The organism is Parabacteroides sp. KHUB-03 (assembly GCF_056640975.1).
In genome coordinates this window covers 278,369-294,581 of record NZ_CM153257.1, presented here as the reverse complement: position 1 = coordinate 294,581, position 16,213 = coordinate 278,369, and the positions used below count along the sequence as shown (strand labels likewise).

Genomic DNA, 16,213 nt, shown 5'->3' with positions numbered 1-16,213 from the left:
ATCAGTAATTCATTATATTAAACGGGACTATTATTCACGTTTTTGACCAATATTATCAGCATTATACATAAGAAACCTCTTTAAATGCATACCGCCTTAAATCGCCATTATGTAAACGAAGAATGAGATGACCGGTTAATTCGATATCATAAACAGATGCTTCAAAAATACCATGTTCGTCAGCAAACGAAAAAAATCCATCTCCCCGGTATAGAGACTTACGATACAAGTTGCGAATCTCATCCTGCTTTTCCTGCAACAGCCAAAGATAATAGTTATAGAAAATATGCAAGAAACGGTTCAAAATGGCTTCTTTATCCGTTTCTTCACCTACAATTTGCCAAAGGGAAACCGGATTAGGGGCGTTACTACGAAACACTTTCTGATTAACATTAATGCCTATACCTATTACGGAACAATACATATTATGCCCTGATAAATCGTTTTCAATCAGCATTCCACATATTTTCTTATCTTTCCAGTAAATGTCATTCGGCCATTTAACAGTGACGTCTCCGGTATAAGCCTCCAATGTTTCTTTAACGCTTAATGCTGCTATTTGCGATATCAGAAACTGGCGGTTGGCAGGAATACAATCCGGATACAGAACAAGGCTGAACGTAAGATTTTTACCCGGTTCCGATTCCCAGACATTACCTATTTGCCCGCGGCCTGCCGTTTGATTTTCAGTTACAACAACACTGCCTTCCGGCAACGGCCCTCTGGCCAGCAGGTCACGAAGATAATGGTTCGTTGAAGAAGCTTCTTCCAAACGGATAATCTGGGGAATGGTCTTTGAATTATTCATTATATAAATCACGTATTTTCTTCGGGAGTTTAGCAATAACCTCACGGTATGAATGACGAATCCAGTATTTTATATCTCCATCTCCCATATCACGTTCCAAATAAATAGTATTCCAGTATTTCTTGTTAAAATGCCATGCAGGTTCCACAGCTTTAAAACGTTCTCTGAGATCTTCTACATAATCGGTACTGCATTTAAGAGACAGGCATGGCTCTAGCGCATCCAAAGGAAGCAACAAAAACATCTTATTTTCCACTTTAAATACCAAAGAAACGTCATCAAATGGCAAACATTCTGTTACGTTTCTCAGCGACAAACAATATTCCCGGACTTCTTCAATATTCATATTCCCTGTTATTTCCAAATTAACGACACGGTGCGTAAAAAGCATCTTCGATGTGTTCAACACGATAACCTCTCTCCGTCTTAACCAATGTAATTATATCAAAACGAACAGGCAGGCCAATATTATAGTTACGGACATAAGCATCCGCAGCAGAAACGATTCGCCGTATTTTTTTATTATCTACGGACTCCTCCGGTGAAAGCAGAAAATTTCCTGAACGTGTTTTTACTTCAACAATCACCAACTCATTATCTTTAACTGCAATAATATCGAGTTCATAATGATGCCAGTGCCAATTGGTTTCCAACACTGTATACTCGCGTTTTATCAGAAATTCGCGGGCAAAAACTTCACCATCTTTCCCTGTTTCGTTTCGTTCAGCCATTTGATTAATTTGCACAAATATAGCTATTTTCTTTTTTATTTAAGCTTTCACTTGTACATTTGCAAATGTATGAAAAAGGTACGAAAATATTCTATTGCACAACCGAATCACCCACGCATCCATAAGGTTACTTTTATGCTTAATGATGACGAGCATAAAACCATTTCCCGCTACCTTACAAAATACAGAATTGCCAATAAATCACGTTGGTACCGTGAGACTATAATGTCTCATATACTTAAAACCCTGGAAGAGGATTATCCTACGTTGTTTAACGAAAACGAAATGCGGAGATGAAACCTTTCGACGACGAATATTTCATGAAACAGGCATTAGCCGAAGCCCGTATAGCAGCGGAAGAAGGTGAAGTTCCGGTAGGAGCTGTTATTGTTTGTAATAATCAGATAATAGCCCGTGCACATAATCAGACAGAACGTTTGAATGATCCAACAGCACATGCTGAAATGCTTGCTATAACAGCGGCAGTAGGTGTACTTGGAGCCAAATATTTAACAGAATGCAGCTTATATGTTACTGTAGAGCCTTGTATTATGTGTGCCGGGGCAATCGGATGGTCGCAATTAAACAAAATAATATATGGAGCTTCTGATGAAAAAAGAGGGTATAAAAAATATGCGCCCGATGCATTTCACCCAAAAGCTATCGTAAAGAGTGGAGTATTAGAAGCAGATTGCGCTGCAGAGATGAAAGCTTTTTTCAAACAACGACGTTAAGGAATATATCTAAGTAAAAATCACTATTTAACTTCTTCATAATCGACATATTCTCCTTCATCTTTCGCAAAGATTTTCTTTCGCTGCTGACTTCTTTGGTTTTCATCCTGATACATATTATTGGAAGTATTGCTTGAATTGCCCCCACGATGGCGCTTTTCATTCGAATTGCTATTACTGCCACTACCAAATAATATTCTTTTAAATGTTCTCAAAATAGAAAAGCCCATCAGAAATACCAACAGGATAAAAAAGAAAAATATGACAAATAAAAATTTAAACATAATGCGATCCTTAGTTAGTTTATTAACACAAAGATAAGAAATCTTGTTTATCTGTTTCTGTTAAAAATAGACAAGACTATATAGAGCAGAATGGTTCCCGATATACCGAGAAATCCCCACAAAGCAACGAATAGAATAGCACAGACAACTAATATATAACGCAACTCATTCCCTTTCCAGGAAAGAGATTTTATTTTCAATGAAAACATTGGTATCTCCGAAACCAGCAATAAAGAAGTTACAAAAGATAATATAATAGCTGCTAATGCAAAAATACATTCATTAACATGTATGATGGGTAAAACAGAATAACCGGCAGAAGCCCAGAATAAAGCATGCGCCGGAACAGGCAAACCTATGAAAGAAGTAGTCTGTCGTTCATCTATATTAAATTTAGCCAGCCTCAATCCCGAAAAAACCGGAATAACAAATGCCAGATAAGGAATATATTCATTCAAAGACCCCAAAGGCAATACAGGACTTACCTGACAAAGCAACCAAAATAATACCATTCCGGGGGCAACACCAAAGCTAACCATATCAGACAATGAATCCAGTTCTTTCCCTATTGCGGAATAAGCCTTCAGCATGCGTGCGGCAAAACCATCGCAAAAATCAAACACAGCAGCAATGATAATCCAGACAACAGCAAGCAGTAAATCACCGTTTAAAGCCATAACACTGGCTACACAACCTGATATAAGACTAAAGCAGGTTATTGTATTAGGTATATATTTCTTGATACTCATTCTTTCCTTTATTATCCGTTAGACTTACTTAAACGGGCTATAGGAGTTTGGTTTCCGGTAACTTTCTGATCCATTTCTACCAAAACTTCTGTTCCCACCGGTAAATAAACATCCACGCGGGAACCGAACTTAATAAATCCCATTTGTTCGTCTACATGGCACTTTTCTCCGGGTTTTGCATAAGTAACTATACGCCGTGCCATTGCTCCGGCAATTTGCCTCGCCAGAATATCAATACCGTTTTTAGTAGTAATAACAACTGCCGAACGCTCATTCTCCGTACTGCTCTTAGGTAAGTAAGCCGCCATAAAACGTCCGTTCTGGTGAGACACATGCTTCACTGTTCCGTTTACAGGAAACCAGTTGGCATGAACATTGAAAATTGACATAAAAATAGAGATTTGCAAACGTTTTTCATGCAATATCTCATTTTCCATAACTTCTTCAATTGCAACAATCGTCCCATCGGCAGGGGCAATCACCAGCCCTTCCGAATCATAAGGAAAACGACGGAAAGGACTACGAAAGAAATTCAATACCAATAAAAATAATATGGTAGAAATCAATGCAACAGAATAGAACAGCCCGCCCTTACCGATTGTGTGGTATAAGACGACATTCACAATAAATAATATTGTAAACAACGTCAATAATAGTCCTGTTCCTTCTCTATGTACTTTCATCCTTTATTCTACTGCGTTTGATAATAAGAATTTGCAAAAATATTCATTTTTACGGAATATCAAAAATATATCATAATTCATTAACCGCTTCCACCCTATTTAGTTCGACATACCATAAAAAGCCGCTTACCTTTTCATATCCCATCTGGCGAATCAGTTTCAAATAATTTTTAACCTGACTATAATGGCGTTTCTCTTGTTTTTCCCCGAATTTATAATCGACAACAACTGCTTCATTTCCATTTATCATCACGCGATCAGGACGTTTGGAAAGACCTTTTCCAAAAAGAATATCTACCTCATTCAAAACACGTGACGATCCATCATACCATGGTGCAACCTCAGGTTGATTCAACAAATCAGATAGCCGGACACATAATTTCTCGGCTTCGTCCCTATTTACCACACCAGCCAAACGATAGTTCTCTACAGCAACAGGTATATCTTTTTCAGTACGGATACCACTTAACACTTCATGCATTAATGCTCCGTGCTTACGGCGTTCATTATCAAAAAAGAATCCTTTTCCATGTAAACGTAATTGCAAACGGTCATCCGAAGAAACCGAACGAATCCGGTCCATCGAAATTTCTTCAACGCCCATTTTTTTATTCTGTTCTTCAGACGGATGCCACCAGTTTCCCAATTCAAACACTCCATCTGCAATATTGAAAGAATACGGCAAATTTATTAATGGCTCTCCTTCTTCCACATCATCTACCTGAGTATTCAATCCTGCCCAAAGTAAATCTCCTATAGAAGTAATCTTCTCTATATCTCCGCTCTTCTCATCCATTTTCTTAGGCCGGGGCGCAAAGACCAATAATTCTTCTTTAGCACGGGTAAAAGCAACATATAATGTATTCAGATTATCAATAAAGGCATGCAACCGTTCCTTGAAATAGTCTTTTGCAAAGATTGTACTACCCAATGCCTGCCCATAGCGCACCGGAACCAAATGCAAACGGTCAAAAGGTCTTTTATCCGGATGACACCAAAGAATAACAGGTTTAGATGGCTTATGATCTATTTCCCAGTCTCCAAACGGTATAATTACAACCTTAAAGCCCAGCCCCTTAGATTTATGTACGGTAAGTATACGAATAGCGTTCTGTTCATCCGGTGTAGCAATTGTTTTCTTATATCCCGTTTCATCCCACCATTTCAAGAAACGATTTAAGTCCGGACTCTCTTTTTGGCTATACTCCGAAACCATATCCAAGAATGCTTGCACAAAAACTTGTTCATTATCAGGAAATCGCTCAGCAAACAACCGGAACAAGCCTTCCGTTATCTCATATAAAGATTGACGTGAAAGCCCTAGCAACTCTTGTTTTATATCTGCAGGAATAGAAAAAGACGATACAAGTTCTGCATCCTTTTGCCATCCACCAGACAAAACAATATAGGAAAATGTAGCAATCTGTTCATTTGTCAAATCTTCAGGATTTTTTAAATAACGTAATGTTGCTACGAGAAAACGCACAACCGGCGAACTACTGACATACAACGCATCATCTGATATTATATCATAACGATACTGTTCTGAAGAATGCATTTCCTTATAAGACAACAACGTATCAGCCACCATAGCACCTTCCATATTGGTACGTACCAAGATTGCTATATCTTTCAACGTATATCCGTTATCCTGCAATTGTTCTAATACCCCCGGAAGTCTTTCTAGAGCTTCTTCTTTCCAATCCTTATCATCTTCACCGGTTAAAAACTCTATTTTCACATGTCCATCTTTTTTTTGAAAAGGAGCGGGAATCTGCTGATAGCTTTTCTTATAAGCAGACATGATCTTGGTAAAATAACCTATCCGTTCTTCAGTTTTCAAAGAAGACGCATCAAGAGCTTCGTTATAATAATGTTGAAGCAAGGCTGGAGTAACAGAAAACAAAGCATTATTTACTTCCACAATATGACGGCAACTACGCCAATTCTCCTTTAAAGTATCTTCTTTGATTTCTTCATGAATAAAATCATTTTGTACCTGTTCATCCAACAATTTCCAGTCAGAATTACGAAAACGGTAGATGCTCTGCTTTACATCCCCCACAATCAGGTTTGCATACCTGTGTGCCATGCTTTCCTGAATAAGCGGACGGAAGTTATTCCACTGCATACCACTGGTATCCTGAAATTCATCTATCATATAATGATCTACATGAGTTCCTGTTTTTTCATAAATAAACGGAGCATCACTACCATCTATGATTTTATTCAGCAATTCGGTCGTATCGGCAATCAACATTACATTTTTATCTTCACGATATGCAGCAATCTGTCGTGATACATCTGTCAAAATTCCCAGTGTATAATAAAAACGGACCACTTCTTTAGCCGTATTATAAGCAGTCAGATCGGAAAAAAGAGATACCACTCCCTTTATGCATTCGTTCAGTCCTCCTTCAAATGCACATCCTATAACTAAACGGAGGGATTGTGAGGTTGTTTTTGTAAAACAACCGTCCAGATTATCTGCCAGCCCCATAAAAGTAGCAGAAGGTTCTTTCATCTCTCCGTTAGCCAGTTTTTCGAAGAAGAACAAAGGTGAACGGCTTCCTCCTTTGAAATCGGAAGGTTGGAGCCCATATTGCTTAAGCAATGCCATTCCCTTCTCTCCCAAACGCTTTGCTTCCCTTTCTACAGAGCGGATAATAGCATATAAGTCATTTTTATACTCTTCCAGTGCGTCTTTATCTTCAATATCCCGAGACACCTCATCACTAAAAGCCTTATAACTCTCTTTAAATACCTCACGGCTCAAAGCCATAATATCCCGGCGCAGATTCCACTCTCCGCCATTTTCTATCTTCTCTTCCGCAAAACGGAGAAGCCACCCCAGTAATTCTTTACTTTCAGGCTTTTCCAGATCGGCCAGCAATTTATCTACCGACTCTGCCAAGACCAATTCCTGATCCATTTCTATTCCATAGCCACCCTGTAAACCGATCTCACGGGTGAAGGCACGCATTGTCTGCTGAAAGAAACGGTCGATCGTGCTTATATTAAATGCCGAATAATCATGAAGAATAAGAATTAAAATTCGCCGGGCTTGTTGCCTGACCTGCTTTTCGGTAAGAGAGTTAGCAGACATTAACAGACTGACATAATCGGATTTATTACCGGATGCTAAATTATAGAGCTCCTCGACAATACGGTTTTTCATCTCATCGGTAGCCTTATTAGTAAAGGTTACCGCCAAAATACGCTTATATGCCCCCGGTTGCGTAAAAAGCAACAAAAGGTATTCACCCGTAAGTTTATGTGTTTTTCCTGCACCGGCAGAAGCTCTGTAAACCGTTAACATATTATTTATATAATTCTACTCTTGATATATCCTTCTTTCCGCAGAATTTCAAGTACCTTATTACGTAAATCACCCTGTACAACAATCTCACCGTCTTTTGCGGTACCACCAACCCCACACTTCACTTTCAGGAGTTTTCCCAAAGAAGTAAGATCGTCTGGAGTTCCACGAAAACCGGTTATTAACGTAACTACCTTCCCTCCCCGATTACGTTTATCCAGGGAAATACGCAACTGTTGTTTTTCTTTCGGAAGCGTTTCTTCTTCCTCCCCATCTTCTGTATTATATTGAAAATCCGGATTGGTAGAATACATTACCCCTAAACGGCCTTTCCAGTCATTACTCTTCATATCAACATTTTATCAGATTAAAACTATAAAGCAATATCTAATTTTTCTTTTAAATATTTACCTGTATACGATTCCTTACAAGCCACTATATCTTCAGGCGTTCCGGTACAAACCAAACCACCTCCGGCTTTTCCTCCTTCTGGCCCCAAATCTATCACATAGTCAGCACACTTAATCACATCCATGTTATGTTCAATGATAACAACAGTATGCCCTTTATCTATCAAAGCATTGAATGCTTTTAATAACGTTTTAATATCATGAAAATGAAGTCCGGTCGTTGGTTCATCGAAGACAAATAAAGTAGGCTGCTGTTTCTCTTGCCCCAGATAATATGCCAGTTTCACACGTTGGTTTTCCCCACCCGACAAAGTGGAGGAAGTCTGTCCCAGTTTAATATATCCCAAGCCCACATCCTGAAGAGGTTTCAACTTTTTAACGATTTTCTTCTCCTGCGATCCGGAAGACTGTCCAAAAAACTCGATAGCTTGGTTAACCGTCATTTCCAATACATCATAAATACTAGCTCCGCAGTATTCCACTTCCAGGATTTCGGATTTAAAACGTTTACCATGACAAGCTTCACATTCCAATGTTATATCGGCCATAAACTGCATTTCAACAGTTATTTTACCCTCACCTTTACATTCTTCGCAACGTCCGCCTTCTTTATTAAAAGAGAAATAAGCCGAATTATACCCCATCTGCTTTGCCAAAGGCTGATCTCCATACAATTTACGTATTTCATCATAAGCGCCTATATAAGTTACCGGATTGGAACGCGAACTTTTCCCAATCGAATTCTGGTCTACAAACTCTATCGATTGTATCATATGCATATCCCCTTCCAAACCTGAGCAATCAACCATTAACCGGGCAGCTTCATCCAGATAATGCTTTACTCCTTCATAAAAAATATCACGCACTAATGAACTCTTGCCTGATCCACTGACACCCGACACAACAGTCATTACATTCAATGGGAACTTTACATCTATTCCTTTAAGGTTGTTCTTACGTGCTCCTTTTACTTCTATATAATTATTCCAAGGACGACGGAAAGAAGGGACATCTATTTTATTATCACCAGTCAGATATCGCACCGTATGGCTTTCACTATTTGTTTGCAGATTATTAATGTCTCCCTGATACACGACTTCCCCCCCCAACCGTCCGGCCTTAGGCCCAATGTCTATAATGTAATCAGCAGCACGGATTATTTCCTCATCATGCTCCACCACAACTACCGTATTGCCCAACGATTGCAACTGCCTTAATACATTAATCAGCAAATCCGTATCTCTTGAATGAAGACCGATACTTGGTTCATCCAATATATAAAGAGACCCAACCAAGCTACTGCCCAAAGAAGTAGCAAGATTAATACGCTGGCTCTCTCCTCCCGAAAGAGAAGATGACAGACGGTCTAATGAAAGATACCCCAAACCTACATCCAAAAGAAATTGAAGACGGCTGTTTATTTCTGTCAGCAAGCGTTTAGCTACAGCTGCATCCGTTTCATCGAGCTCCAGATTATCAAAAAAACTTTTTGCTTCTGTAATAGGCAATGTTACCAGTTGAGCTATGTTTTTCCCTCCTATCCGTACATAAAGGGCTTCAGGTTTCAACCGGGCGCCTTTACAAACCGGGCAAGTAGTCTTTCCACGATAGCGCGCCTGCATAACCCTGTATTGTATCTTATATAAATTTTCTTCCACAAATTTGAAGAAATCATCAATGCCATGCAATCCCGGAGCACCATGCCAAAGTAAATCTTTTTCCTTATCCGTCAAGTCATAATAAGGCCGGTGAATTGGGAACTTGTATTTTTCGCTTTTGGCTACAAACTCCTTCAGCCATTCGCCCATTACTTCTCCCTTCCAACATACAACAGCTCCCTGATACACCGACAAACTTTTATCCGGCACCACAAGATTTTCGTCTATGCCCAAAATCTTGCCGAAGCCTTCACATACCGGACACGCTCCTAGAGGATTATTAAAACTGAACATCATATCCGTAGGCTCCGTAAAAACTATACCATCCGTTTCAAACCGTTTGGAGAATTCTTTCGTCACCGTTTCTTCAGGAGTATAGATACGGATTATGCAAGTGCCATGCCCTTCAAAAAAAGCAGTCTCTGCTGAATCTGCCAAACGGCTTTTCAATGTCTTGTCATCCGATATGGTCAAACGGTCGATCAGCAATTCAACATTTTGGGAGTTCTGCAACGCTTCATCTCCAATCACTTCTCCTATACGATAAACATTATCATTAATTGCCAGACGCGTATATCCTTCTTTTTGTAAAATCTCCAATTGTTCCTTCATACTTCGTCCCTCAGGCAACACAACCGGAGCATAAACAGCAAAACGAGTCCCATCAGGATAAGCCAACACCATATTAACAATATCGCTAACCTGGTGTTTCTTTACTTCTTCACCGGAAACAGGAGATATGGTTTTCCCTATACGGGCATACAAAAGACGTAAGTATTCATATATTTCAGTTGATGTACCTACCGTAGAACGCGGATTACGGGTATTTACCTTTTGCTCAATGGCTATTGCAGGAGGAATACCTTTAATATAATCACATTCCGGTTTACTCATCCTGCCCAGAAACTGGCGGGCATATGCCGAAAGGCTTTCAACATACCGCCTTTGTCCTTCCGCATACAAAGTATCAAAAGCTAATGAAGACTTTCCGCTACCAGACAAACCGGTTATCACCACAAGCTTATCACGTGGAATTTCCACGTCGATATTCTTCAGATTATTAACACGTGCACCTTTTATAAATATAGAATTGCTCTCAGACATAATACCTTTTCCTATTTTTCTTAACTTGCAAAGTTAGAAAAGTAATGCCGTTTTGACAAACAATCAATAAGTATTCACATTAGAAGTTACGAAACCTTTTGTTTTTAAAAGATATTCATGTATTTTTGTTGAGTTTTCGTACATAAAAACAAATAAATAGAACAATGTATATAAAATATCTCCGTCTGCTATTGGCGATATTATCTATTGCTATGTCTTCATGTTCAACCGTCCGGGAAATTCCGCGTCAAACGACAGGCCAAAAAGAAGCAAAAAGAGAATTCCGAGGAGCATGGATTCAAACAGCTTTTCAGGGCGAATACAAAGACATGACTCCATCTCAAATGAAAAAAGATTTCATTCGTAAACTTAATTATCTACAAAATTGCGGCATTAATGCCATCATTTTTCAGATACGTCCGGAAGCAGATGCTTTTTATAAATCAGAAATAGAACCCTGGAGCCGTTTTTATACGGGAGAACAGGGAAAAGCTCCAGCCGGCAACTTCGACCTGATGGCCTTTCTCATTAAAGAATGCCACAAAAGAAACATGGAATTCCATGCCTGGCTAAATCCTTACCGGGTGAGCACTGCCGGTAATACCAAATTTGCCGATTCACATATCTACTATCGCCACCCGGAATGGTTTGTTACTTATAACAAACAAATACTTTTCGATCCGGGATTACCCGAAAGCCGTCAGTTTATTTGTAGGATTGTTCGTGATATTGTTACCCGCTACGACGTAGATGCCATCCACATGGATGATTACTTTTATCCATACCCGGCAGCAGGGCTTTCTTTTCCCGACGATAACAGTTTCTACAAGTACGGTTTGCGCAAAGGATATACAGAAGCCCAACGGAATGACTGGCGCAGAGAAAACGTAAATAAACTGATAAAAGAGATCAAACGCACCATTTTGCTGTCCAAACCCTGGGTACGGTTCGGTATCAGCCCGTTCGGTATTTATAGGAACAAGAAAAATACCCCCGACAACTCCGGCAGCGAAACCAACGGTCTACAGAATTATGACGATTTATATGCCGACATACTTTATTGGGTAAAGCAAGGATGGATAGACTACAACATGCCACAAATATACTGGGAAATAGGGCATCCGGCAGCAGACTATATCACACTAATTAAATGGTGGGACAAAAATACAAACGGAAGTCATCTTTATATCGGGCAAGATGTAGCCCGCACAATGAAAGCCAATGAGCTGACACGAAAGATGCGTTATGAAAGAGCCTTACCTCATGTCAGTGGTAATTGTTTCTGGCCGGCCAACGAAATTTTATGGAACAACAAAGGCGTTGCCGACAGCTTGAAACGAAATTATCATCGCTATCCGGCATTAATTCCGGCATACACACACATGCACAACCGTGCTCCGCAGGAAGTAAAGAAACTAAAAACAGAATGGACTCCGCAAGGCTATATGCTCCATTGGATAGCAGAACAGAGTGAGACCAACCCCGAACTCGCATCCTATTTTGTAATTTACCGTTTTGATGATAAAGAACCGGTAGATTTAAGTAATCCGGCTAAAATAGCTGCCATTACACGTAAAACGAATTATCTGTTACCTTACAATGATGGTAAGCGTAAATATCGCTATATAGTAACAGCTGTAGATCGTTTCCATAATGAAACAAAAAAAGGAAAAAGTAAGAAAGTTAAACTCTAAGTCGCTCATATAATTATGTCCGATCAAAGATGGGCCAAATTCACGGATTGTTCTTCGTGCAAGTCTTACCAGACGAATATATTCAAATACCGTGCATATCCTAGGGGAATGATGATACCTCAGGCCAGATGCATGCAGAACACTATCTATTTTCTCATCTCCGGCAAAGTACTTGTAAAAAGTGAAGAACATCCGATGACTACTTTCTCGAGCGGACAATTTATCCTTCAACCGATAGGTTCGCGGGTAGAATTCCACATTCTCGAATCATGCGAATGTATTCTTTACCTTTTCGACCGTCCGCAAAACGTATGTAATGACCGCTTTCTGAGCGGGGAAACCATGGCCGGAAACATGACCGTTACTCCCATAGTAATGAATTCCTGTACTCCACTCGTATTATATCTGGAAGGAATGAAGAAATACATAAACGACGCTATGTTATGTTGCAACTTCCTTCAAGCGAAAGGAACCGAATTAATATACATACTTAATTGTTATTATCCTCTTAAAGAACTGGCTACTTTTTATGCCCCGATTTACAGATACACCAAGAGCTTTAAATATTTTGTAATGCAAAATTACCTGAAAGCAAAAGATGTTGAATCTTTTGCTCAACTAGGAGGCTATAGCCTCCCTACCTTCCGGCGTATTTTTAAAGAAACCTTCGGAGAGCCTGCATATCAATGGATGGTTAAAAAGAAATGCCAGGACATTCACAACGATCTTATCACCACCAACCAAAGTATTTCCGAAATTTGCTATAAATACGGATTCGAATCATTGGCCAATTTCTCACATTTCTGCCGGGCCAACTTTGGCAAATCACCACGTACCATACGTAATGAAAGGATCGGAAACATATAAAAACCAACAAATATCATACATTTCACAACTTATTGAGTAGAAAAAACAATTTAGTCCGTTTTTAAATAGAATACTTCTGGATACTGATTTGGGAGAATGTAAAAAGACGGTACAGATTATCAATTCACGCCAACTGCTACATTAGAAGCAGGTACAACAACAACAATCAGTGTTACTGTTACATCTACCGGTGTTGAATTCAATCAAAGTGTCGAAGCATGGAAAGATAACACAGGAACAGCAACCATCCGGTAAATATTCATATCTTTACGAACTAAACAAGAAATAGAATATTTACCAACATGAAATCAACACTTATCCTGGGTATCGGAGCCTCGTTTCTGGCTACCGGTATAATACATGCCCAGAAACAACAACAAACGCAACAGAAAACACCCAATGTAATCCTTATTTATGCCGACGATTTAGGTTACGGAGATCTGGAATGTTATGGAGCCAAACGTGTTCAAACACCAAATGTAAACCGGCTGGCAAACGAAGGCATCCGCTTCACCAACGCTTATGCAACAGCTTCTACCAGTACGCCTTCACGCTATTCTATGCTCACTGGCGAATATGCATGGCGTGTGCCCGGCACAGATATTGCCGCCGGCAATGCAGGTATGATTATCCGCCCCGAACGCTACACAATAGCCGACATGTTCAAAAATGCAGGATATGCCACAGCCGCGATAGGAAAATGGCATCTGGGCTTAGGTGATAAAACCGGAGAACAGGATTGGAATGCTCCGCTGCCAACAGCCTTAGGCGACTTAGGTTTCGACTATTCATATATAATGGCCGCCACAGCCGATCGTGTACCCTGCGTCTTTATAGAAAATGGCAAGGTAGCAAACTACGATCCGTCTGCCCCCATCGAGGTAAGCTACGAAAAGAACTTTGCGGGAGAACCTACCGGAAGAGACAACCCCGAACTCCTATACAACCAGAAGCCCAGCTTCGGGCATGATATGTCTATCGTTAACGGTATCAGCCGTATCGGATTTATGAGAGGAGGCGGCAAAGCCCTTTGGAAAGACGAAAACATTGCCGACTCTATCACAACACATGCAATAGACTTTGTAAGATCAAACAAAGGCAAACCCTTCTTCATGTACTTTGCCACAAACGATGTGCATGTACCCCGTTTTCCGCACGACCGTTTCCGCGGCAAGAGCCCGATGGGACTACGCGGAGATGCAATTGCCCAATTCGACTGGGCAGTAGGACAATTAATGAAAACACTGGACGAACTGGGCTTAACAGAGAATACATTAATTATCCTATCCAGCGACAACGGCCCGGTAGTAGATGATGGTTATGCAGACAGAGCCGTAGAATTATTGGGCGACCATAAACCAACCGGCCCGCTACGAGGCAACAAATACAGCGCATTTGAGGGCGGGACACGCATCCCGGCAATCGTACATTGGCCAAAAGAAATTAAGAAAGCCACCGTATCCGATGCCCTGGTTTGCCAGATCGACTGGCTTGCTTCATTGGCGGCATTAACCAATTCGCGCCTGCCCAAAGGAAGCGCTCCCGACAGTTACGACTACCTCAATGCCTGGTTAGGCAAAGATAATGAAGGACGTCCCTGGGTAATAGAACAGGCATTAAACCGCGCCCTATCCGTACGCACAAAAGACTGGAAGTATATCGAACCAAGCGCAGGCGCTCCGCTTATGCCGCGGGAGAATGTAGAAACCGGATATTCGAGAGACCCTCAACTCTACGATATGACAAAAGAGGGCGAGCAAAACAACCAAGCCCTCCTACACCCCCAAGTGGTTTACAAACTACAAGGCATTCTGGCCGGAGCAAGAAATAAAACAGTTACACCTGAAAAATAGAAGCAGAAGGTGAAGAGGCCGGCATCCCGACCTTCCCTGTCAGACCAATCCCCCTAGGTAGGGAGAAAGAATCTCCCCTAGTAGGGGGAAAAGACCTCCCTAGGTAGGGGGATGGTTTCGTCAGGGGAATGTCAATGCCTCCCGGGCATCACCAGCCTGTTTGCGACCAGCCAGCCGCTTTATACCATGCCAAGTTCTGATAAAACGCATTTACGGATGCCATCGAGGAGCGGGGAACATATCCGGAAACACCGCCGGCATCAAGATCCATTGCAAACATACTTTGAACCAGTCCGGAGAAGTTCTTCGGAGTAGTCTTCCAATAAATCACGGCAGCATCAAATGCAGACTTCCATTCGGTATAATCGCTGTTGCCCCCCGTTAATTTATAAATAAAGCGTTCCAAATCATAATAATACTGCATGTAGCGTTTATCATAGCACATCACACCGGAAACAGCAATATCCTGTTTGTTTTGGATATACTTAGGAAGCACTTTTGCCGTGGCAGAAGCTAAGTGCTCCAGCTCACTACACTTTAGCACAGCCACCGAAGCACCGGCCGTCCAGTTAGAATTACTAAGCCCGGCGCCACCTTTATACAATCCATTATAGTATTCATAATAAGCAGTGGCAATTGCCAATCCTGCATTTTCTTTAACAAAGAAAGCGGGGGCAACCAGCTGATAAGGAGCTCCCGGACCCGGAATCTCGGTTGGAGAACCAATTAAATAATCCATACAGTCCCGCAATTCATAGGCAACTTCTACAGACTCCATAAAGCAAGCATCGAAAAAGAGGAAATCCAGGTGTGGGATGCTTTGCAACACTTCGTGTAGTTCCGAAATATCCATATAGTCATCGCCATCTTGCCCCCACCAGCGCATCATGCTTTTAGGCAGCCAGCCCTCGCCGTGAGACCAAAGAACAAGGCCGTAACTTTCGGCCGGATATCTTTGAAAAGCATCAGACAGAAGACCTTTCATAACAGATATATCTAATGAGTTCTGTTCGCCAAACTCTTTCACCACTTCTTCTACAACCTGTCCTTTTTTATCTTTAGTAAGATGCAGCAAGCGAGGAGCGAAATTATCATCTATATACACCAGCAGATTACAAGATGCCGGATCTACCTCCTGCATGCCTTGCTTCATTTCCTCATAATCCTTCGAAGCAAAACCGGACAATGAGTTTTGGGCAACCATATATACTAACACAGTACGGGCTTTGTTAACCGGTTCGTCATCACGGCTGCATGAACAGAACACCATAGCAAATGACAAAAGAAAACAGAGTACATTATATTTCATGACTCAAACT

General features: G+C 40.8%; 15 protein-coding genes. 5 read left to right on the top strand and 10 right to left on the bottom strand.

The annotated features are described in order from the left end of the window. Positions 1-61: 61 nt before the first annotated feature. The 3 genes from ACYIB7_RS01165 to ACYIB7_RS01155 are packed head-to-tail and all read right to left on the bottom strand — an operon-like array spanning position 62 to position 1,539. Positions 62-811, bottom strand: coding sequence for a biotin--[acetyl-CoA-carboxylase] ligase (locus ACYIB7_RS01165; RefSeq protein WP_394340855.1), 750 nt, complete (start codon positions 809-811; stop codon positions 62-64). Next, positions 801-1,154, bottom strand: a complete 354-nt coding sequence (locus tag ACYIB7_RS01160) for an MmcQ/YjbR family DNA-binding protein (protein ID WP_480337857.1) — start codon at positions 1,152-1,154, stop codon at positions 801-803. The genes ACYIB7_RS01165 and ACYIB7_RS01160 overlap by 11 nt, the downstream gene beginning before the upstream one ends. Positions 1,155-1,173: 19 nt before the next feature. Continuing rightward, positions 1,174-1,539: a YraN family protein gene (locus ACYIB7_RS01155; protein WP_099464095.1), complete on the bottom strand. Its 366-nt coding sequence runs from the start codon at positions 1,537-1,539 to the stop codon at positions 1,174-1,176. A 69-nt stretch (positions 1,540-1,608) separates the two neighbouring features. Between ACYIB7_RS01155 and ACYIB7_RS01150 the strand changes: the two genes are divergently transcribed. Continuing rightward, positions 1,609-1,836, top strand: a complete 228-nt coding sequence (locus ACYIB7_RS01150) for a hypothetical protein (RefSeq protein ID WP_099463779.1) — start codon at positions 1,609-1,611, stop codon at positions 1,834-1,836. Further along, positions 1,833-2,273, top strand: coding sequence for a nucleoside deaminase (locus ACYIB7_RS01145; RefSeq protein ID WP_480337855.1), 441 nt, complete (start codon positions 1,833-1,835; stop codon positions 2,271-2,273). The genes ACYIB7_RS01150 and ACYIB7_RS01145 overlap by 4 nt, the downstream gene beginning before the upstream one ends. A gap of 23 nt (positions 2,274-2,296) precedes the next feature. On the opposite strand, the gene ACYIB7_RS01140 is transcribed toward ACYIB7_RS01145, so the two are convergent. The 6 genes from ACYIB7_RS01140 to uvrA all read right to left on the bottom strand — a co-directional run bounded on the left by ACYIB7_RS01140 (position 2,297) and on the right by uvrA (position 10,480). After that, positions 2,297-2,557, bottom strand: a complete 261-nt coding sequence (locus tag ACYIB7_RS01140; RefSeq protein WP_099463781.1) for a DUF4834 family protein — start codon at positions 2,555-2,557, stop codon at positions 2,297-2,299. A gap of 47 nt (positions 2,558-2,604) precedes the next feature. Then, on the bottom strand, positions 2,605-3,306 hold the full coding sequence (locus ACYIB7_RS01135) for a CDP-alcohol phosphatidyltransferase family protein (protein WP_103984011.1): 702 nt from the start codon (positions 3,304-3,306) through the stop codon (positions 2,605-2,607). A gap of 11 nt (positions 3,307-3,317) precedes the next feature. After that, on the bottom strand, positions 3,318-3,989 hold the full coding sequence (locus ACYIB7_RS01130) for a phosphatidylserine decarboxylase family protein (protein WP_103984012.1): 672 nt from the start codon (positions 3,987-3,989) through the stop codon (positions 3,318-3,320). Positions 3,990-4,059: 70 nt separating this feature from the next. After that, on the bottom strand, positions 4,060-7,308 hold the full coding sequence (locus ACYIB7_RS01125; protein WP_480337852.1) for a UvrD-helicase domain-containing protein: 3,249 nt from the start codon (positions 7,306-7,308) through the stop codon (positions 4,060-4,062). A gap of 5 nt (positions 7,309-7,313) precedes the next feature. Beyond that, positions 7,314-7,658, bottom strand: a complete 345-nt coding sequence (locus ACYIB7_RS01120) for a translation initiation factor (RefSeq protein WP_103984014.1) — start codon at positions 7,656-7,658, stop codon at positions 7,314-7,316. 23 nt (positions 7,659-7,681) lie between these two features. Continuing rightward, a complete protein-coding gene (gene uvrA, locus ACYIB7_RS01115) occupies positions 7,682-10,480 on the bottom strand; it encodes an excinuclease ABC subunit UvrA (RefSeq protein WP_480337850.1) in 2,799 nt (932 codons plus the stop codon). 164 nt (positions 10,481-10,644) lie between these two features. On the opposite strand from uvrA, the gene ACYIB7_RS01110 reads away from it, so the two are divergent. From ACYIB7_RS01110 to ACYIB7_RS01100, 3 genes are all read left to right on the top strand, one after another. Next, positions 10,645-12,174 (top strand): glycoside hydrolase family 10-like protein, encoded by a 1,530-nt coding sequence (locus ACYIB7_RS01110; RefSeq protein WP_480337849.1) that lies wholly within the window; start codon positions 10,645-10,647, stop codon positions 12,172-12,174. Between the two features lie 15 nt (positions 12,175-12,189). Next, on the top strand, positions 12,190-13,041 hold the full coding sequence (locus ACYIB7_RS01105) for a helix-turn-helix domain-containing protein (RefSeq protein ID WP_480337847.1): 852 nt from the start codon (positions 12,190-12,192) through the stop codon (positions 13,039-13,041). Positions 13,042-13,343: 302 nt separating this feature from the next. Further along, positions 13,344-14,894 (top strand): sulfatase family protein, encoded by a 1,551-nt coding sequence (locus ACYIB7_RS01100; protein WP_103984018.1) that lies wholly within the window; start codon positions 13,344-13,346, stop codon positions 14,892-14,894. Positions 14,895-15,042: 148 nt separating this feature from the next. On the opposite strand, the gene ACYIB7_RS01095 is transcribed toward ACYIB7_RS01100, so the two are convergent. After that, positions 15,043-16,203: a clostripain-related cysteine peptidase gene (locus ACYIB7_RS01095; RefSeq protein WP_480337845.1), complete on the bottom strand. Its 1,161-nt coding sequence runs from the start codon at positions 16,201-16,203 to the stop codon at positions 15,043-15,045. Between the last annotated feature and the right edge of the window lie 10 nt (positions 16,204-16,213).